Annotated in this window: 21 protein-coding genes and 3 tRNA genes; 23 read left to right on the top strand and 1 reads right to left on the bottom strand. The window is 34.5% G+C overall.

Features of this window, described 5'->3' with window-relative positions; translation table 11 throughout:
- Positions 1-1,303: 1,303 nt before the first annotated feature.
- The 23 genes from DZ60_RS0103635 (at position 1,304) to DZ60_RS0103535 (ending at position 19,008) form a co-directional block, all read left to right on the top strand.
- On the top strand, positions 1,304-2,695 hold the full coding sequence (locus DZ60_RS0103635) for an RtcB family protein (protein ID WP_025740565.1): 1,392 nt from the start codon (positions 1,304-1,306) through the stop codon (positions 2,693-2,695).
- 285 nt (positions 2,696-2,980) lie between these two features.
- Entirely contained in the window at positions 2,981-3,673 is a 693-nt protein-coding gene (gene prfH / locus DZ60_RS0103630) for a peptide chain release factor H (protein ID WP_025740564.1), read from the top strand.
- Positions 3,674-3,678: 5 nt separating this feature from the next.
- Positions 3,679-4,236, top strand: coding sequence for a tetratricopeptide repeat protein (locus tag DZ60_RS0103625; RefSeq protein ID WP_025740563.1), 558 nt, complete (start codon positions 3,679-3,681; stop codon positions 4,234-4,236).
- A 576-nt stretch (positions 4,237-4,812) separates the two neighbouring features.
- Positions 4,813-6,738: a hypothetical protein gene (locus DZ60_RS0103620; RefSeq protein WP_025740561.1), complete on the top strand. Its 1,926-nt coding sequence runs from the start codon at positions 4,813-4,815 to the stop codon at positions 6,736-6,738.
- A gap of 3 nt (positions 6,739-6,741) precedes the next feature.
- Entirely contained in the window at positions 6,742-7,563 is an 822-nt protein-coding gene (locus DZ60_RS0103615; RefSeq protein WP_025740559.1) for a DUF2490 domain-containing protein, read from the top strand.
- Between the two features lie 35 nt (positions 7,564-7,598).
- Positions 7,599-8,462 carry an MORN repeat-containing protein gene (locus DZ60_RS23995; RefSeq protein ID WP_025740558.1) on the top strand — a complete coding sequence of 288 codons (864 nt, stop codon included), beginning with the start codon at positions 7,599-7,601 and terminating at the stop codon, positions 8,460-8,462.
- A gap of 1,190 nt (positions 8,463-9,652) precedes the next feature.
- Positions 9,653-9,725 (top strand) — tRNA-Cys (locus tag DZ60_RS0103605).
- 7 nt (positions 9,726-9,732) lie between these two features.
- Positions 9,733-9,817 (top strand) — tRNA-Tyr (locus DZ60_RS0103600).
- 239 nt (positions 9,818-10,056) lie between these two features.
- Positions 10,057-10,185 (top strand): hypothetical protein, encoded by a 129-nt coding sequence (locus tag DZ60_RS25660; protein ID WP_262482369.1) that lies wholly within the window; start codon positions 10,057-10,059, stop codon positions 10,183-10,185.
- Positions 10,186-10,207: 22 nt separating this feature from the next.
- Positions 10,208-10,384 carry a hypothetical protein gene (locus DZ60_RS25065; RefSeq protein WP_161634365.1) on the top strand — a complete coding sequence of 59 codons (177 nt, stop codon included), beginning with the start codon at positions 10,208-10,210 and terminating at the stop codon, positions 10,382-10,384.
- A 181-nt stretch (positions 10,385-10,565) separates the two neighbouring features.
- Complete coding sequence (locus tag DZ60_RS0103590) at positions 10,566-10,760, top strand: hypothetical protein (RefSeq protein ID WP_025740557.1); 195 nt, start codon at positions 10,566-10,568, stop codon at positions 10,758-10,760.
- Positions 10,761-11,270: 510 nt separating this feature from the next.
- A tRNA-Met gene (locus DZ60_RS24820) sits at positions 11,271-11,347 on the top strand.
- Between the two features lie 534 nt (positions 11,348-11,881).
- On the top strand, positions 11,882-12,982 hold the full coding sequence (locus tag DZ60_RS0103585; RefSeq protein WP_025740556.1) for a slipin family protein: 1,101 nt from the start codon (positions 11,882-11,884) through the stop codon (positions 12,980-12,982).
- Positions 12,983-13,068: 86 nt separating this feature from the next.
- Positions 13,069-13,749, top strand: a complete 681-nt coding sequence (locus DZ60_RS0103580; protein ID WP_034228616.1) for an NUDIX hydrolase — start codon at positions 13,069-13,071, stop codon at positions 13,747-13,749.
- Between the two features lie 118 nt (positions 13,750-13,867).
- Positions 13,868-14,689 carry a ribose-phosphate diphosphokinase gene (gene prs / locus DZ60_RS0103575; RefSeq protein ID WP_025740552.1) on the top strand — a complete coding sequence of 274 codons (822 nt, stop codon included), beginning with the start codon at positions 13,868-13,870 and terminating at the stop codon, positions 14,687-14,689.
- A complete protein-coding gene (locus tag DZ60_RS0103570; RefSeq protein WP_025740550.1) occupies positions 14,689-15,156 on the top strand; it encodes a nucleoside 2-deoxyribosyltransferase domain-containing protein in 468 nt (155 codons plus the stop codon). Before prs ends, DZ60_RS0103570 begins: the two co-directional genes overlap by 1 nt.
- Positions 15,153-15,788, top strand: a complete 636-nt coding sequence (locus DZ60_RS0103565; RefSeq protein WP_025740549.1) for a DUF4291 domain-containing protein — start codon at positions 15,153-15,155, stop codon at positions 15,786-15,788. Before DZ60_RS0103570 ends, DZ60_RS0103565 begins: the two co-directional genes overlap by 4 nt.
- A complete protein-coding gene (locus DZ60_RS0103560) occupies positions 15,785-16,267 on the top strand; it encodes a macro domain-containing protein (protein WP_025740548.1) in 483 nt (160 codons plus the stop codon). Before DZ60_RS0103565 ends, DZ60_RS0103560 begins: the two co-directional genes overlap by 4 nt.
- Before the next feature lie 10 nt (positions 16,268-16,277).
- Positions 16,278-16,790 carry an O-acetyl-ADP-ribose deacetylase gene (locus DZ60_RS0103555; RefSeq protein WP_025740546.1) on the top strand — a complete coding sequence of 171 codons (513 nt, stop codon included), beginning with the start codon at positions 16,278-16,280 and terminating at the stop codon, positions 16,788-16,790.
- Entirely contained in the window at positions 16,787-17,200 is a 414-nt protein-coding gene (locus DZ60_RS0103550; RefSeq protein WP_025740544.1) for a hypothetical protein, read from the top strand. The genes DZ60_RS0103555 and DZ60_RS0103550 overlap by 4 nt, the downstream gene beginning before the upstream one ends.
- Positions 17,187-17,726, top strand: coding sequence for an RNA 2'-phosphotransferase (locus tag DZ60_RS0103545; RefSeq protein WP_025740543.1), 540 nt, complete (start codon positions 17,187-17,189; stop codon positions 17,724-17,726). The genes DZ60_RS0103550 and DZ60_RS0103545 overlap by 14 nt, the downstream gene beginning before the upstream one ends.
- A gap of 10 nt (positions 17,727-17,736) precedes the next feature.
- Positions 17,737-18,282 (top strand): 2OG-Fe(II) oxygenase, encoded by a 546-nt coding sequence (locus DZ60_RS0103540; protein ID WP_025740542.1) that lies wholly within the window; start codon positions 17,737-17,739, stop codon positions 18,280-18,282.
- A complete protein-coding gene (locus DZ60_RS0103535; protein WP_025740540.1) occupies positions 18,283-19,008 on the top strand; it encodes a metallophosphoesterase family protein in 726 nt (241 codons plus the stop codon).
- A gap of 124 nt (positions 19,009-19,132) precedes the next feature.
- On the opposite strand, the gene DZ60_RS22420 is transcribed toward DZ60_RS0103535, so the two are convergent.
- Positions 19,133-20,921 (bottom strand): carbohydrate-binding protein (locus tag DZ60_RS22420; RefSeq protein ID WP_034228613.1); only part of this gene is annotated, 1,789 nt, incomplete at its 5' end.

Genomic DNA, 20,921 nt, shown 5'->3' with positions numbered 1-20,921 from the left:
TGCGTGCCTCGAGCGTTGTTTGGGTTTTGGAATCGATATAATACTTAGGGGGGCTAATTGTATTACGTATATCTTATATCGGTATTTTGAGTATATTATCATTACAAAAACGACATTGAATTATAAAGAAGAAAAACAAATGAAGTAATATATCATCAATTAGAGTAAGGATTTAAAATTTAACTTTATTCAAGATACGAGGTATAAAAGTAAATATTGTTTTATGTTACCCACATATTTGAATAAACGACTTTCTGTGATATGATTAACTTTTATTTTAAAAATCTCGAAAATAAAAAGCTCATACTAAAAAAAATCCCATATTTGCACCAGAATTATCAACCAAAAAAAAAGTTTTAAGCCTATGTTATCGATTTTTGTACATAAAAAGGACGCAGCCAAGCTGTTTTTGAGTCAGGAATATAGGTAGTAAAACTATAATTAGATATAAAAAGCAAAAGCGTCCATAAAAATGGACGTTTTTTTTTGATCTTTTTTTAGAAAATTACGCCAAACCAAATCAAATGTAGTTTGAAAGATAAATTTCTGCAAAACAATTGATTACCCAAAAAGCTGATATCTGTTGAAAAACGGACAGGAACCCTTTTGCCTAAATTTGACAATAAGTAATTGATAATCAATAAATTAAATTAATTTTTAATTTGCATAATTCAAAAACTCATTTCATATTTGCACCGTCAAAACAGTAGTATTGTAACATAAGCTCCCAGTTGTTAATACGACCAAAGGTGACCATGTTTTAGAAGATAATACACAATAGATTGTTTAATCAATAAAAACCGAAGTAAAATGACATGTACAATATCATATACACATACTCCAAAAGGACAAGGTCTTTTATTGAGTATGCTTCGGGACTTCATTCATATTTAGAACAAAAGCAAAAATGATATGAAAAGTCCGAAGCCAGTAACGTTTCGGATTTTTTGTTTTATCCCTTTATTAAAATTTAGTTTTTCGTATTAAACGAAATACATAAGTTCTATCAAAAATCCCGAAACAACATCACTAATTTTTATGAATCTCATTTCAAAATCAAATCGTTAGCGATATGTGAGAAAGTTAATGTTTCTGGCATATCAAAAGTTTGCTGTAAAATTTGAAGTGAAAATACCGCAAAATTTTAGTCTGTTTGAGCGATAGCGAGTTTCTAAAATTTAGGTATTGAACAATAAATTTAAGCAAGGTTTTGTAAACCTAGACTTTTTTGTTTCTTTTTTTGGCAATGAAAAAAAGAAAATAATGAAGCCAAGGTAGATTAGAAATCAAGAAAACTATAATCATGGGAAAAAAACTAAGCGGAAAAGACCTAATCAAATTAGGCTTTCCAAAAAATAATAGTATTAATGTGACGTTGGGTCAGATTAATCGATACCAAAAACGAATAAAAAAAGAACAAATATTATCAGAAGCCAAAAAAGTATTACTTAATCCAGAAGCATATCAAGGAGATGGTATTTGGGGAAAAATTGCAGAGAGCTTACTAAAACCCGTTGAGGTCAAAAAACATCAGCTCAAAACAAGACGATCTCCATTTATGATCTATGGCGAAAACGAAATCGATGAACAGGCAAAATATCAATTATATGATGCCTTAAAATTACCCGTTGCCGTGGCAGGAGCCTTGATGCCCGATGCTCATGCAGGATATGGACTACCAATAGGTGGTGTCTTAGCAACCAAAAATGCAGTGATTCCTTACGGGGTAGGAGTAGATATAGGATGTAGAATGTGTCTTACAATATATCCTATAGCCATCTCTTATCTCAAAGGAAAAAAACATCAGCTAGAGAACATGCTTTCTGAGCATACCAAATTCGGAATGTATGAAACCCATAAAGTAAAGCATGATCATGAGATCTTTGAGCGAGATGAGTTTATGAATATTCCACTCGTAAAAAGATTAAAAGACAAAGCATATAAACAATTAGGGACCTCTGGTGGAGGCAATCATTTTGTAGAATTTGGAACCGTAAGTATTACCGATACCAATAACGAATGGGGACTGAATATAGGAGAGTACATAGGCATATTATCCCATAGTGGATCACGTGGATTAGGAGCCAATATTGCCAAGCACTATACTTATTTAGCAACCAAACAATGTCCTTTACCTAAACATGTGCAACAATTGGCATGGTTAGACCTTAATACACATGATGGTCAGGAATATTGGTTAGCAATGAATCTGGCTGGAGACTATGCACAGGCATGCCATGATAATATACATGCCCGATTAGGCAAATTGTTAGGAGCAAAACCAGTGGCAAAAATCGAAAACCACCACAATTTTGCATGGAAACAAGAAGTAAATGGAGAAACATGTATTGTACACAGAAAAGGAGCCACACCCGCTGCCCAAGGCGAATTGGGGATTATCCCAGGATCCATGACAGCACCCGGATTTATAGTCCGAGGCTTAGGAAATCCTGAAAGTTTACAATCTGCCTCTCATGGGGCCGGACGGTTACATTCTCGTAGAAAGTGCAAAGAGAAATTCACCAAAAGTGACATCAAAAAAGAGCTAAAAGCCAATGATGTAACACTCATAGGAGGGGGAATCGATGAAGCACCCATGGCATATAAGGATATTAATAAAGTAATGGCAAATCAACAAGAACTCGTAGAGGTAGTAGGAACATTTACACCTAAGATTGTCAGAATGGATAAATAATGTAATGAGTAGGGCGTTACCCTACGGGTCGGGCTTTCGGCAGTCGCTCTCTACGAGGAGCTCCAACAAAGCCTCAATCCCTAACGCAAACGCACTAGATCAACGGCTAACAAGCGATTTTTTGGAGCAATAGTATAATAGCAAACCTATATCATAATGCAGTAGCATTGACCTAGAAGGGTGTAGCAGCATATTTGACTTCTAAGAAGATGAAATTACTGGAGTAGATAAAAGACCTGACCGGTTTTCGAAAACCGGTCAGGTCTACAAAAAAATAGAAATAAAATGAAAACTATCATACAAATAACAGCGGGTAGAGGACCAACAGAATGTTGTTGGGTCGCTGCTCAAGTACTCAAATTTTTTTTAGAAGAAGTACAGCAAGCAGGATTATCATATATGGTAATTCAGAGAATAAAGGGATTAGAAAATGGCACAGTACAATCTGCAACCATTGCAATAGAAGGCAAAGAATTAAAACCCTTCATAGACTCTTGGATAGGAACCATTCAATGGATTGGTAAGTCAACATTTAGAAAATATTACAAACGAAAAAACTGGTTTATCGGAGTATATGAAGTAGATCAGGTAAAAGAACAAAAAATAAAAGAAAAAGAGATCACTTTCCAAACCATGAGGAGTACGGGGCCTGGAGGGCAAAATGTAAATAAGGTCAATTCAGCAGTACGAGCAATACATCAGCCCACAGGAACAAGTGTGGTCGTTATGGATAGTCGTTCACAATATCAAAATAAGAAAATTGCTATACAGCGATTACAACAAAAGATGATAGAAATACAGCTAGAACAACTAAAACAATCCTTAAACGACCAGTGGGAAAATCACCTCAGTATCCAGAGAGGTAACCCCGTTAGGATATTCAGAGGAACAGATTTCAAAAAAGAAAAAAAGGTAAAAACTTTTAAGGAAAGTAGAAATCAATTAAAAAAAGAATTAAGAAACCAGTTAAACAAATAAACATCATGAGTAATTTACTAGATAAATATCTTTTTCAGGCATTAGATGCATACCCATATGATTTAGAAGAAACTGTCGAGTCATTAAACTATGCCTTGTCTTATGATGCCAAAAATCCAGTAGCCTTATGTTTAATGGGGCAGATATATGCAGAAAATCTTAAGGATTATGCAACCGCAAAGCAGTACTATCAAGAAGCATTATCAGAAAACCTATATGCATTAGATGTATATCCTAAGTATATTAATGTATTATTATGGAATGAAGATGATAAGGATGCAGAAAAACTAATTGATTTTGCATTAACTATTAAAGGAATAGATAAAGCATTGATTTATCTTAAGAAAGGCATCCTTTTTGAACAAAGAAAGGAGTATAAAAAAGCATTAAAGGCATTAAAATTGGCCAAAGAAAATGCCTATAATAACTGCTTTATTACAGATGTCGAAGGAGATGAACAGCGAATTAGGGATAAAATGCCTAAGAAAAAAAAGAACTCTAAAACCAAAATGACGAAGAAGGAAAAGGCAAAGAAGAAGTCTTCAAAAAAAAACAGGGAATAACAAAAAGGAATGACAAATAAGAAGTCAATACACTCATCTCGACTTTTTTCATTTGATCGAAAACGTAGGTTTTTTTATTTAGATAAAGGTTTTTTTGAATTTCATAGCAGCACTAAGGAGTGATAAAAAGGTAAAATATAGGTGAAAAAGATCATTTTGCAGGAAATTATAAAAAGTCGAGATGAGTTTAATATAATAAACCACTAAGTTGATAAAGTTTGGTCGGTTGGTGTGGTTACCTTAAGTAAAAAGCACAAGAAAGAATAAAAAAATATTGATTTGGTTTTTGTTTTGAAAATGTAGCAGTACACGAATTACAATACGTAAAGAAATCGAATTTAAAAATTACATTAAATTCTAGCGTCTACGCAACGCTTTTTTTTAAATCACCATCAAAAATGTATAGTGTATAAATAAACCCTAATACACTTATAATCTGGGGTATTCCTATAATTTGTAACTTAGGATAAAGTGTGTAAATTAGCGTGGCAGCTTGTTAGGTCAAATTTTATAGTCTTTTTGTACCCAATAATAAATCGTTTCAAAAAGTGTTACTATGTTTGAACGAGTATAATTATGAACCATAAAAATCTACCATATATCTGGATTTTAGGAATTTTTTTAAATCTTCCTTTAGTGCTTTTTAGTCAAGATCAACTTGATTATAGTGGTTCACTACAAGTTGGTAAACTAATCGGCGACGCCAATTATGAATATAGTGTTATAGACGGCGATACTATTCTCAACGGTTCATTTCGGTTCCAAAGTACTGATATCGAAGCTTTATTAGAAAAGGAAGATACTTCTTTTTCTATTAAGGGAAATTTCAAGAACGACTATCCCAGTGGTGTTTGGGCGTTTCGATTTAATTCATTTCAATCCGATCGTAAAAGTAAGGTAGAAGGATATCAATACGTTGTAAATGTAAGTGGGGTACAACGAACTGCCCAAGGAAATATAGAAAAAGGAAAACCCCATGGTACTTGGACCTGTAGTGCACAAGAGATAAAAGATTCAGAGATCGATAAGGTCACTTTTAAAAGTGTTATTGATTTTGAGAATGGAATCCCTCAGCGTAGTTTTAGGATTGAGGATGAACAACAAGAATTAGTCGGCAGGTTCTTAAGAAATGGAGTGGCACATGATGACTGGACTTTATATTCAGATAATGAAATAGGTGAGGCAGAATCCTGGAGTTTTAAGGAAGGTGTATTACAACGTATCCAAATACAATCAAGAGGTAATATTGATGTTATTAAAATATACCCTGAACTAACAGGGAAAACCAAAATAATTTTACTTGATAAGGCATATCTAAATATCTTAAAGCTTAAATTGAAAAGTGATGATATTTCTAGGATAACACAAAGCGGTATTTTAGATTTACTTGATCAAAACGATCGATATTACCAAAGTATTGATCGTATTTTGTCAACACTTAGTACCACATCTTCGTTTTCACCTGAATTTAAGGTAAAAGTTCCTTTTTTCCCTTTAGAAGCTTCAGAAACAAGTAGTCTGGTATCCATAGAAAATGCATATAAGAAATCTAGAAAAATTACTAGTTCGTTGTTGGGTGATACGCAGCTAACTATCTTGAAACTGTCAGATGATAATGTACGAGCGCTAGAAGAATCTGTAAGTGCTGTTTCAGAAAAAATTCTTAATCCTATCGAACAGATTGTTCAATGCTATAAAGATTCTGTTATTCAGTATATTACAAGGGGTGAGCTGATCCAAAAGGCTTGGTCAACGGGTGTTCCCACAATTCAGCAGGTACGCAAAAATCAATGGGTCACACAAAATAAAGGAAAAAATACAAATTCACTTATCAGTACAGAAGAGCTCGCGAACCAAACTTTTAGGTATTTAGATTCCGTTCAGAAGATACTTCTTAAAAAAATAAACAAGCAAAAACGGAAGCAAGAAGCCATTGACTTAGAAGAAAAGATGATTGCTCAACTTCAGTATTTAGAAGAATTAGAAACATCTTTTCAAACAGATACGATTCCTAAGGTATATGTAAAAACACTTCAAAATATTAGAGAGAATGCCGCAGATAAACTCAGTCAATATTCTGCTATAGAAAATGTAGATGCAAAATTAACATATGCGCGTGAGCTGGTTAATTGTTTCGATGCATTAGATCAGATAGGAGATACCATTGTAAAGCTCCCCGGACAACAAAACGAGATACAACAAAAATATGTCGATGCTGTTTGGAATCCGTTTACAGCTACCATAATGAATGAAACTGTCAAGAAACGCATTACAGAGGCCTATGCGAGTGTTTTGATACCCTATTTTCTTAAGGAAATAGAGGAAGGATTAAGTTGTGAAGATACAGCCCAATGGATTGATTTGGTAAACAAGACCCATCAACGAATGTTAGAAATGAGAACGGAAGATACCAAAAAGCTAGAGCGAAAACTTAAAAAAGAGAACGACCCCCAAGTGCTTCTGCAACGTTTTCAGATTTATGATAAAAACAAAGAGAAATAACAGATGATAAAAAACTACTGGAAATACCTGGTTTTTATTGTGCTTTGGATCTGTCCTATTTGTTTTATACAAGCTCAGGCCGATGAAGCGCCTCTAGAATCCAAATTTAAAGATCCAGTAACAAAGGTGTGGATCAACACCTACGGAAATATAAGGATTTCAAAACGCTTATTTTGGGTTGCCCAGACACATTTTAGATTTCAGGAGACCGAGGATACTCCCTTTGTTGGTCAAGTAGCACAAGTCTATAATCGACACGCTATAGGATATATTTACTCTAAAAAGTTCAACTTTAGTTTAGGAGGTGTACTACGACTTAATTTTAATACAGATCCCGAATCAGTAGATCGAAATTTGGTTCCCGAATGGCGAATTTGGCATCAGTATATGTTTGCGATGCCACTGTCTACTATGATGTTCTATCATCGTATCCGTATCGAACATCGTTGGACTCAAGATTTTGCTGAAGATAGTGACTATGACTTCCGAAATCGTTGGCGATATATGTTTAAAGCTAAAATCCCTGTCAATTCTCATAAATTAGCACCTAAGACCTTTTACATTTCACCAGAAGCCGAATTGATCATGCAAAGTGGAAAACCTGTGGTAGGTAGCCCATTTGAAGACCTAAGATTACATGCTTCTTTTGGATATATTCTCACCCCCAGAGTAACATTAGCCACAGGGATTATGTATTCTCAAGGACAAGACTTAAGTGATGGTACCGTATACAAACAGAACTGGACAGCAAGGTTTCACGTATATTTTTCACCGGATTTCAGAAAAGTAAAAAATAAACTTCCTGCTATTCATTTAGATGATTAGTGTGTAATTTAGAACAATAATATAAGTTGCTAAATATGAAAATAAAAAAGACCAATGTTGTTTTGTATGGCTTATTGTTAACAGTACTTGTAGTTGGGATAGGTAGTAAGTTTCGGGAGCAAAAATTAAAAAAACAATTAAGAGAGACACAAGCAAAAGAAGCATTGGTTTCTAGTAATTTGGCTTCTCAAAATGAGCTACTTCAAATAGATTCGTTGCTTCTAAAAGGGCGATATAAAACTGCTTTACAGGAGTATAAACAACAACTTAAGACTATTGTTGATGATGATAATACATATATTAAACTTCGCATTGAACTGGCAAAACAGTTTATACAACTTAGTAAAGGTATACATCCTGATGACTCAATATCAATAGAACAAAAAGTAGCAGATACCAGTACTGTAAAAATAGCAACTACTAAGGGTGAGGTTCGCAAGTATGATTCATTACATTTTGCTCTAGAAAAAGTAAAAGCACAACTTAATAGAGTAAAAAAGCAGCAACAGAAGAAATCGTACGGAGAATACCTCACATTTACGAATAGAAAACGACATAAAGTACATTATGTAGGTCAGGTAAGAAACGATAAAGCCAATGGATATGGCATTGCTTTTTTTGATACCGGAAGTCGTTATGAAGGTGAGTGGAAAGAAAATCTAAGACATGGTGATGGATCATTTTACTGGACCGATGGAGAGTATTATGTCGGACAATATCAAAACGATAGGCGTACTGGTCAAGGAACCTATTTTTGGCCCAATGGAGAAAAGTATACAGGCCAGTGGAAAGATGACCAACGAAATGGCGAAGGAACATTTTATGGTAAGGACAAAAATATAATGACCCAGGGGGTTTGGAAAAATGACAAATTAATTGAGCAAAGTAAAAAGAATTAGATGATTAGTTTTAGGTGAAACTTCGGTATAATAAAAATATTTTGAAAATAAATTTGGAAGTTAGCCCATAAATAATAAATATTTGTATAACAAAATGAGAACAAATAGAATACATACCGTAACAGAAGGACTACTGAATTGTCAGTCTGACTATCGTAAGACGATTAAAGTCTTTAGACGAAAAGGGCGTTGTATAGCTATTTTTTTAAACATTTGATAAAGTGATTTAAAATAGAAAACCAGATATACGAAAAGCGTCCAAGAAATTGGACGCTTTTTTTTGTGGATTTTTTTGACTCATAATTGAAATAAGTGACCTCAAATACTTTTAAAAACAACAAATGATAGTACAGAACACTAACAAATGAAATAAAATCGGAATTTTTTTTAATATATGATTAGAAATTAATTAAAAACATAAAAAGTAGTACTTGGAAAGTAAGCATCAGAGAGACAGTCTATTGCCAAAATATCCAAAATCTGTTGAGAGACGGACAGGGATTCTATATTTTAAATTTAAAAATAAGTAACTGATTATCAATTAATTAATTATAAAAATATTTGTGTTTTAAAAAAAATGATCTGATCTTTGCACCGTAATCAAAACAAAAAAATCTGGATTACTTTAATAAAAAAATAGAAATAGTATAAACAAAAATAAATACAAATGATACCTAATACTTCAGCACATATAATTACCCGCCTCTTTAGCAAACAAAGAGCATATTGTACTGTGGAGAATAAACAGGGCGTCTATTGTATAGTAAAGAAGAGGATAAGAAAATAGCTTATCCAAATCTCGAAAAATATATGAAGACGCCCGAACAAGGCGTCTTTTTTTATGCCTATAGTTCATTGACATATTGAAAACTAACATCACTTTATATAAGATCAAAAAGGAATAATTTTTTATCCGTTTCGGATCAGAAGTATAAAGAAAAAGATGCCGTAGCTCAAACCCGGGTTATGTAATAGAACTTCGTAATGAGGCCTTAAAGCGCAATAAAAACCGATGTTTTCTTGATTTTAGCGTAGCACCGCTACGGTTAAATTAAAAAATATAGCGAAGCGACGGTATTTGAAATGATTTAAGGACATTATAGATTTTCTATTGCATAATCCGGGTTAACGGTAGAGCTGGGAGCTGTTAACTCTCAAGATGTAGGTTCGAGTCCTACCGGTATCTCAATGACAAGGTGGCTGAATGGTTAAGGCAATGGTCTGCAACACCATTATTTGCAGGTTCGATCCCTGTCCTTGTCTCAATAATGGGAGTTCGTCGGAGTTGGAGAGCCGAGGTAGACTGTAAATCTGTTGCGAAAGCTGAATAGGTTCGAATCCTATAACTCCCACCAAATCTGTAAGGTAATATTACTAATAAAAAGGTACTGAAATATCCGACTGTCTCTCGGATGTTGATCCCGCTTAGGCGGGATCAGTACCACAATTATAAAATCAAAGAAATATAGTTCAATTCGGAGTATGTAATAGAACTTCGTTATGAGGATTTAAAACACAATAAAGGCTACTATTTTATTGATTTAAGCGTAGCATCACTACGGTTAAATTAAAAAATATAGCAAGGCGATAGCCTTTGCAGTGGTTTAAAGACGTAATAGATTTTCTATTGTATACATCGGATAAGGATAGAACATTGGGGTACGGTCCCAAAGATGCGAGTTCGAGTCTTGCTATTTCTGCTAATACATCAAAACTAAATTAATTAATCAATTCATCTACGTATTATGAAAACTCACGTAACTAGTACCGAAAGAAAAATTGCAAAAAAGAAGCCTTTTATTACTAAGATAGTACTAAAGTGGGCTTCAAAATACATTAATGCAATGACTGGGGCACTGTATCCAGAAGAAACCAAGGGAGTAAAAAGTAAAAATGATAGGCATCGAACTTTTTATAAGTAAAATTTTATCTACGCAAAATAATTGCGTAGTGTGATTTCACCTTTGTACTGTGATTGGAAAGCAACACAGGATAAATGTTTACAAAAACAAACTTTTCATGTGTGTTGGGGAAATACGCAGAGGGTTGTTGTAGTGCCCTGCTACCAGATCGGGATGTAGTAGGGTTTTGATAAAGAAAAATATGATAAATAAAAGGCAGTTTATAGTTGTTGCAGAGGGTGATAATCAAAGTATTTTATACGATTGGATAGAGAAGAATAGAAGTGATTTAGTTTTTGTTTCTGAAGAACTGGGATGTGGATGTTGTGTAAGTATTTTTGACATTGAGGGAGAAGAAAAAATACTAGATACTTTTCCGAAGAAAATACTAGAATAAGTTAGGGAGTAAATTCTAGAGATCCCGAACGCCTATATTGAGTTTTGTCATTTTTCGGCATATCAAAAGTTTGTCGTAAAATTTGAAGTGAAAATACCGTGAAATTTTAGACTGTTTGAGCGATAGCGAGTTTCTAAAATTTAGGTGTTGAACTATAAATTTAGACAAGGTTTTGTAAGCCTAGACTTTTTTGTTTCTTTTTTTGGCAATGAAAAAAAGAAATGTAAGAATATTTAGTAGATGATTGGTACAAAATTCAAGTTCTTAAAAATATCAAGCAAGTCTTGTTGTGTGTTTCTGTATAACACCATTGTATAAGAGGTTGCAGTTTTGTATCACTAGCTTATATGCAACTTGACTTGAAGGTTTTGGTTATTTTCCAAAAAATAATCACCGGATCTGTAATCGTGGGTTCGAATCCCACTCCTGATAACTTCAGGATAGTTTAGTGGATAGAACGACAGACGTTTAGAAGCGCAGGTTCGAATCCTGTCAAAGCAACCATTTTTAAGCTTTGTAGCTCAGTTTGGTAGAGCACTACACTCATAATGTAGGATATGGACTCAAAATCCATTTTTAGTAAGCTGATCATCTTATAAAACGGATCTCCAGCCTGTCACGCTGTTAAACATGACAAAAAATGGTGATGGTAGATCGGTTGTCAGCATAAGTAGCTGTAAAACAATCTGGATGGTACCTTGAAATACTGGAATGCTTAGCATGAGAAATAATTCCTTTTCTGAATAGCGTAGTAGATAGTGTAATTAGTAAGCGTAAGCTACCAAATACAGGTCTATACCCCTTTCTTAAAACGGATTATGGATATACTAACACACCTGTATTTCCGTATAAAAAGGATGATTAATCATCACTGTTTTTTATAAAAAGAATGAATTTGCGTGAGGGATAGTAGTGGTTACCCCACAGTGGTGTAATACTGAGCTTGTCGAAGTATGCACTACGAGGAGTAAAAACGGATAGCCCGACCGAAGTGTAGCGTAGGACACGCCCAAAAAATATACTTTATAAAAGAACTATACCCGTGGTTCTTGATTAAAGTTGACAAGATTTCTGTTAGAGGAATTGTCATTTGTTGAATAGTTAATTTAAAAATGAAAAAAATGAAACGAGTAAGAATTAATGCGGGAAAAGTAGGTTTGGTTTTCAAGAAAGGAGATTACAGTAGGGTAATCACTAAAGGAATCCATTGGTTAGGATTTAATGAAAATGTAATTCAATATGATCTTACACAGCCTTTTGCAGCACCAATAGCCTTGGAGTTCTTACTACAGGATCAGGAGTTAGAGGCTATGCTACATGTGGTCGAGGTAAAGGATAATGAAATCGTATTGGTACATGAGAATGGCATTTTCAAAAGCGTATTTAGTGCTGGTAGGTATACCTTATGGAAAGAGGTTTTTACATATGAATTTACCAAAGTAGACCTTAGCAAAATCTATATTACCGAGAAGATTGATAAATCGTTATTTAGCAATTATGCATTGAATAAATATATCAGAGTTTTTGAGGTAGCAGCATACGAAAAGGCAGTATTGCTTGTGGATGATGTTTATACTAAGACATTAGAGAGTGGGGTATATCGTTTCTGGAAAAATGATACTTCAATCAAAATTGCCAAGGTAGATTTGCGTCAGTTGCAATTAGAAATTGCCGGTCAAGAGTTATTGACCAAAGATAAAGCCGCTGTGCGTATCAATTTCGATACACAATACAAGGTTGTGGATATCGAGAAAGCAATGTTGGAGAATAAAGACTATGAAAAACAACTCTACATTGCGATGCAGTTAGCACTGAGAACTTTCGTAGGAAACTACACACTAGATGAACTATTAGAACAAAAGGAAAGTATTGCCCGGGCAGTACAAGAAAATGTCAAAGATTTGGTAGTAAAGTTAGGTGTACGAGTATTGAATTGTGGTATTAGAGATATCATCTTACCTGGGGATATGAAAGAAATTATGAACCAGGTATTGGTAGCACAAAAGAAAGCTCAGGCTAACAGTATCACACGTCGAGAAGAGACAGCTTCTACACGTAGTTTGCTAAATACAGCAAAACTTATGGAGGAGAATGAGATGCTCTACAAGCTTAAAGAAATGGAGTATGTAGAAAAAATCGCTGATAAGATCGGTGAGATTAGTGTCTCTGGAGATGGTGGTATGGTAAAACAACTGAAAGATATATTCTCTGTGAATAGGTAGGTGTCTGAAGCGTCAATATAATCTGTATTGGCGCTTTTTTTTAATAAGTGGTATAGAATGTCTAGTAAATTCATAATTTTGCGTGTATGATACGCCAAAATATTAAAGTTGCTGTAGATGCTGTAGTCTTTGGGTACAAAGATAAAGCGCTGAATGTGTTGTTGATCAAAAGAGATATAGCGCCATTTAAGGATTCATGGGCACTTCCCGGAGGATTGGTTCTAGAAAACGAAAGTCTAGAAGATGCTGTGGTAAGAGAACTAAAAGAAGAAACCAATGTAACGGTAGATTATATGGAGCAGTTATATTCATTCGGAGCTCCAAAAAGAGACCCTAGAAATAGAGTAGTTAGTGTTACCTATTTTGCATTGGTGAAACCAGAGCACCATACAATTAAGGCAGATACAGATGCTAATGATGTAGAATGGTTTAATATTCAAAAGCTTCCTGAGTTGGCTTTTGATCACCAAACCATTTTAGAAATGGCAAAAAAAAGACTTCAGAATAAGTTAACCTATGAGCCTATTGGTTTTGACCTGCTTAATGACAAGTTTTTGTTTTCGGATCTCGAAAAGTTGTATATGATCATTCTCGAAAAACAGATTGATAGACGAAATTTTAGAAAGAAAATTCTAAGCTTCAATATCCTAGAAGAACTGGACGAAAAAGTATCCGAAGGCAGAGGGAGACCTGCCAATCTATTCCAATTTAATAAAAAACAATACTTTAAGCATCTAAAAGAAGGATTCTTGTTTGACATAAAGTAGATCATGATGCCTGTTTTGAGCAGAATTATGTTTTTTTAATCTATTTAATGTGGTTTTTACGCAAAATATTTGGTAGATATCAAATTGTGTTTTAAATTTGCGTAAAAATAACACAATTATGAAATATTTGCATCTGGATCAATCGTTTACGCCTTTTCAAGAATCTATTGCTTTTGAAGCATTTGTTTTTAACGGTGGAGAGCCGCATATAAAAATTCTTGATCAGTCTCTGGGAGATGAGGTAACGATCACTCATCGTATTAACTCCTTTAATGATTTTGGGTTATTACTAATTACTACAGATGCATTGCGCAGAATGGGTATTCGGTTTATAGATGTATTTATACCTTATTTTCCGGCTGCAAGACAGGATAGAGTGATGATTGCAGGAGAATCATTGTCTGTAAAGGTATATGCAGATATTTTGAATGCGCAAAACTACAACAAGATTACCGTTTTTGATCCGCACTCTGAGGTAACACCTGCTGTTTTAGATAACGTTGAGGTAATTAATAACTATGATTTTGTAAAAAAGTGTTTGGAAACGATAGGAGAAGAGGTGATTTTGATTTCTCCTGATGGCGGAGCTCTAAAGAAAATATATAAGGTTTCTGAATATTTGGGAGGTATCGCGGTGGTCGAGTGTTCTAAAAAGAGAGATGTAAAAACAGGAAAACTTTCTGGTTTTAGGGTATACGAAGAGGACTTGGAAGGTAAGCATTGTGTGATTGTTGATGATATTTGCGACGGAGGGGGTACTTTTATAGGGTTGGCAAAAGCATTAAAAGAAAAAAATGCTGGTAAATTAAGTTTAGTGGTTAGTCATGGTATTTTTAGTAAAGGGCTAGAAGTTCTGGGAGAAGACTTTGACACTGTTTTTACAACGAACTCTTTTAGAGATATAGATGAAGAAGGAGTTGTTCAAATACCGGTACTATAATGAGAGTCATAACAGCAATAGATAAGGTTGAGGTAGCGGGAGAGTTTAGTGTTTTCCTTGCGGGGAGTGTGCAAAGTGCAGATGTTACAGAAAAATGGAGAACACGTGTTATTAAAAAACTTAGTGACGAAAAAGTAACATTAATTGATCCGGTTTGGGTACATAACGGAGCTAATTTGGATTATAATGATACAAGAGACACTACCAAAATTAATAAACAAGTAGGTTGGGAGTTAGATGCTCTAGAGCGAGTTGATATGGTTATTATGTATCTGGATGAAGCCTCAAAATCACCTATAAGTTTATTAGAACTAGGGTTATATGCACAAAGCGGCAAGTTAGTGGTCTGTTGTGCTGATGGTTTTTGGAGAAAAGGAAATGTAGATGTCGTTTGTGAACGATATGGAGTAGCGCAAGTTGCCGATTTGGATGAATTGGTTAGTGTCGTTAAAAAGAAATTAAAATGAAATTACAATTAGAAAAATATATAGAACAAAAAAAAGAATGGCCTCATGAAGGATATCATATCATGGCCCAATACAATGAAGAAAAAATTGTTGTGTACCAGTCCTACCGACCAGCAATTGGACATTTTGCTGCCAAAAATCAATATTTTGGTGGAGCCTTTAGCCTTGATAGAATGTCATGGATCAAACCGAATTTTTTATGGATGATGTTTCGCAATGGTTGGGGAACAAAAGTAGGTCAAGAAGTAGTATTAGCAATTCATCTCAAAAGAAAAGCTTTTGAGTCGTATCTACAGAATGCAGTGTATTCATCTTTTCGACCAGAATTATATGATTCATATGATGCTTGGCAAGCAGATGTGCAAAGATCTAATGTACGCTTACAATGGGACCCTGATCACAATCCTAATGGTGGAAAATTGCAAAGAAGAGCCATCCAAATAGGATTGAGAAAAGAGTATATAGCATCTTATGCCAAAGATGATATTATAGAAATAGAAGATATTTCAGAGTTTGTAAAAGAACAATATGAATTCGTAACATCAAATACTTTAGAAAACCTAATGACCCCCAAAGAAAAACCTTTGGTGTTCGACGATGAAAAGTTGAATCAATACCTAATGCTAGAATGAAACAGATTAATTACTTAAAAGGTGATGCCACCTCGCCTCAAAAGGAAGGAAATAAAATTATTGTCCATATCTGTAATGATATCGGTGGTTGGGGAAAGGGATTTGTCGTTGCAGTTTCTCGAAAATGGTCTGAACCAGAGTTAGCCTATAGAAGCTGGTATAGAAATAGAGAAGAAAATGATTTTGGTTTAGGGGCAACTCAGCTCATTAAGGTCTCGGATGATATTTATGTTGGTAATATGATCGCGCAGCATGGGATAAAAAAAGTTACAGATAGTGGTAAAGTACCTATACGATATGATGCGGTAATGAAATGTTTAAGGACAATTGCTTTAGAGGCTCAAAAGTTAGAAGCAAGTATCCATATGCCTAGAATAGGTTGTGGGTTAGCTGGTGGTAAATGGGATCAAATAGAACCTATAATCGAGGAAACATTACTAATTAAAGGTATCGAAGTCTTTGTTTATGACTTTGGTTAAAAAAAATAAGATGAAGTTAAAAGTAATCCAAGCAGATATCACCACTATCGAAGTTGATGCCATTGTTAATGCAGCGAATTCTTCATTGATGGGAGGTAGTGGTGTTGATGGGGTTATTCACCGTAAAGGAGGGAAAGAAATTCTTGAGGCTTGCAGAAAAATTATATCAAAACAAGGAAAATGTAAGGTTGGTGAAGCGGTAATTACTACAGCAGGGAATTTGCCTTCGCGTTACACAATTCATACTGTTGGTCCTGTTTGGAATCAGGGAGGAAGGGAAAAAGAACAACTATTAGAAAATTGCTATGTTAATTCTCTGAGAATAGCCATAGAAAATGGAGTTGAGACTATTGCTTTTCCAAATATAAGTACAGGGATTTATAGGTTCCCTAAGGAACTAGCAGCCAAAATAGCAATAAATACTATAAAAGATTTTAAAGAGATAGGTATGTTTAAGGAAATAATTTTTGTCTGTTTCGATTGGGAGAATTATGAAATATACCAGAAACAAGTAATGAAATGACAACAAGATTGTATAGACCTGTTGGGTTAAAAGAATTAGAATTAATTTTTGATTCTGGTTGGAAATATTTTCCACCACGATTAGTCTGGCAACCGATTTTTTATCCCGTTATGAATGAAGCATATGCTATTGAAATTGCAACAAAATGGAATTTAGAAGATGAAGGGTCTGGATATTCGGGTTTTGTTCTTGAGTTTGATCTGGATACTACTTTTTTAAGTAGATATAAAATTGAAAATGTGGGCGGTGCAATTCATAATGAATTATGGATTCCTGCCCAAGAATTAGAAGACTTTAACAAACATATAGTGGGTAATATAAGAGTCACCAAAGCATATTTTGGTGATAAATATAAGCATCCAGATAATGAAGAGTTAAAAAGAAGTATAGAAAATCATGAAAACAAATAATAACCAAATAAGCAAATTTTTAAGTCTTATTCTACGACATACGCCTGATAAAATAGGGATACAATTAGATGAAAACGGATGGGTAGATGTTAGTGAATTATTACATAAAATCAAGAAATATCAGCCTACTCTAAACTTAAAGCTATTAAAAGAGATTGTTGCTACTAATGATAAAAAACGCTTTGCCTTCAATGAGGATATGACCAAAATTAGAGCCAGTCAAGGGCATTCGGTATCGGTTGAATTAGCCTATGAAGCAAAGCAACCGCCTGCATTTTTGTATCATGGTACAGTGGCAAAATTTATGAGTGCAATCAAAGAAAATGGATTGTTGAAAATGAACCGTCATCATGTACATCTTAGTGAGGACAGAATTACAGCCACCCGAGTTGGAGAAAGAAGAGGGAAACCTATTATTCTTACCGTACGATCAGGAGAAATGCATGCACAAGGAGCAGCGTTTTTTCAATCAGAAAACGGGGTTTGGCTAACAGATCATGTTTTACCTGAATATATTGAGTTTTAAAATTTGTACTATGAAAAAAATAGAATTACATCCTGAAGTATTTTTGGTGAAAGAATTCCTTTCACATGATATGTGTATTCATTTTATTAATAAGGGAGAAGAAGTTTCTTTTGAAGAAGCAAAGGTAAATATTGATGGCAGACAAGTCCTAGTTAAAGGAATTCGGAATAATAAAAGAATTTTATTTAAGGATGGAATTTTAGCGGAAAAAATATGGAAAGAAATTAGACCTCATGTACCAGATACGATAGGATTATATAATTCGGTGGGCCTGAATGAGATGTTTAGAATATACAAATATGAAGAGGGTCAGCGATTTAAAATGCATCGTGATGGAAGTTATAAAAGAAATGAAAAAGAATGTAGTTTTTTGTCATTTTTGATTTATCTTAATGATGGATTTGAGGGAGGAGAAACGTATTTTGAGTCTGGAGTTACTGTTACACCAAATCAGGGAGATGCGTTATTATTTCGTCATCCACTGCGTCATGAAGGAAAACCTATTTTGTCAGGAATAAAATATGTTTTAAGAACTGATATAATGTATAAATTATAAATGAGAACATTAGTCATAGGAGATATCCATGGAGGATTTAGAGCATTACTGCAAGTATTAGAAAGAGCTGAGGTAACCCCAAAAGACACCTTAATTTTTTTAGGAGATTATGTAGACGGATGGAGTGAATCGGCACAGGTCGTAGACTTTCTTATTGAACTCAATAAAAAACAAAAATGCATTTTTATTAAGGGAAATCATGATGTATGGTGTCATGAATGGTTATTAGATCGGGAAAGAGAAAATTATACTTGGTTTAGAAACGGAGGTGACGAAACCATAAAATCATATCTATCTAATGATTATGATACCACTGCGCATTTAAACTTTTTTAGAGAATTAAAAAATTATGTGGTCGATTCAGAGAATAGATTATTCATTCATGCAGGGTTTTCGTCTATGAAAGGCCCAGAGAATGAGGTGTATCTTACAAACTATAGATGGGATAGAACCCTCTGGGAAATGGCTATGGTGGCAGATAAAAGGATAGTAAAACATTCATTTTTGTATCCAAAAAGACTAAAAATGTACAACGAAATTTACATTGGGCATACGCCAACATTACACTATAAATCTGAATTTCCTATGCAAGGTGTCAATGTCTGGAATATTGATACAGGAGCTGCTTTTACAGGAAAGCTTACGCTACTTGATATAGATACCAAAGAATTTTGGCAAAGTGATTCATTACCCGATTTATATCCTGATGAAAAAGGACGAAACTAGTAACATCTGAGAAAGATTCAATAAAAAGCCCTGTAATTGTAACAATTACAGGGCTTTTTTTGTCAAATCCAATATAAGTTTATGTGATATCAAACTTACACAAAGACATAATGATATCCATTAATTATTCTACCACAAACTTTTTTACCAAAGGTTCGGTTGAAGATGAACCTTTTGTATAGGCAAAATATACACCTTTAGCCAGTTTGCTAATATCTATTTGGTTATTTCCAGATTGCATAGGAGCCGTGTGAACCAGCTTACCAGTTAGTGAGTATAGTTGTAGTTGGTCTGCTTCTCCTGTTACATCAATATTTATATAATCCGTTGCAGGGCTAGGATACAGCTTGATACTAATTTCATTTTGGAGAGTTTCCTTTTGAAAGGCTTCACCTCCTGCACAAAGTACTTGAAAATCTTCGACAGATGACCATGAACCCGTATAGTCAGAAGCACCTGTAATAGTAAGTTTAATATAGCGCACTGATATCTCATCAAAACTTCTGTTAATTACATCACCACCTTCTGTATTATTGCTTGCGTCGGTAATAATTTCGAAATCTGTAGTTGAAGAAGTAGAAGACCCTTCAATCAAAAATTGATATGCTCTTTCATTATAAGGGAATAGATTAATCTGATCTATAGAATAGATAGCTTCTAAATCGATAATCATTGTTTGGGGGAATCCATATGCCGACCAACGGTTACTATCGAATCCATCTATTGCGTTTAGAACACCATTCTCATCATTTTGTTGGTCACTATAGTCAAGAATACTAGAGTTTAATGCAAGATTTGTTCCCGCAGTGCACGATACAGATGAATCATTTACCTCTGTAAATGTAAAAGATTCCCAGGTTCCGTTTCTGGTATTTTCTACCATAAGTATAGTTCCCGTATTGTCAACTTGCAACCTTTTAAAATTAGTAGGTCCGTCAGGTAATGTTATGAAGTAAGTGCCATCACTAGCTCCGTCTGTTATATCAAAATAGGTATATGTTCCTGACCAGCCAGTTGGTTGCATATCTGCATATTGCGTGTTATCAGTACGTATTCTTGGCATGGTTCCTCCTGCGGCACGTTGAATATGCCATGATCCATTTCCTTTGTCAACAAATTTCCATTCTACATCTTCGCCAGTAGTAGTCATTGATGTTGTATAGGGATCTTCACTTTCTCCTGTAGCTGCAATACGTAAGTTATGAACAGGACAGTTTATGTAGTAGGTTTTATCTGGATCTGGAGTAAAAGATTCTGTAGTAGACGCTACGAATTGAAACCAATCAATATCAAATAAGTACCCAGATTCAGAACCTGTAAAGACTAAATAAATATCTTGTTCTCCACTAGCATTAGAAATATCTGCAGTTACCGTATCCCAAGATGTCCAAGAACCTGTATTTGATACATTTATAGTACCAAGTAGAGCTCCCGACGTACTTCCATTTCGGATTTCGATTGTCCCTCCATTAGTTTCACTTGATACGCTAGCCTGTACAGAGATTGCTCCTGATCCAAAATCTACATTTTCATAAAGTACCCAATCATCATTATTGACCCAACCTATGTACGAATCTGTGGCTCCCGTTTGTATACCTGATTGTTCACAAAAATTCTCTGCCTGAATAACTTCAAATGCATCAAAGGTATCGCAATCAGTAGTTATATCAGCTCCCTCTTGAGTTATGGTTAATGAAGTTGTAATATCTCCACCGCTTACTGTTATAGTCGCAGTTCTAGTGGTTGTGTTTGTATTTTCTGCTGCTGTAATAGAAATAGTTCCGTTATCACTACCACTTGTAGGCGTAATAGATACCCAGTTTGAATTTTCTGATACGGTCCAGTTTACATTTGATGTAATAGCACTAGTTTGCGTCCCTCCGTTAGCAGAGAAGTTTGATACTGCAGCGACA

This window comes from Aquimarina pacifica, assembly GCF_000520955.1.
GTDB lineage: Bacteria > Bacteroidota > Bacteroidia > Flavobacteriales > Flavobacteriaceae > Aquimarina > Aquimarina pacifica.
Note: the sequence above shows the minus strand (reverse complement) of the source record. Positions and strands in the feature narration are given on the sequence as shown.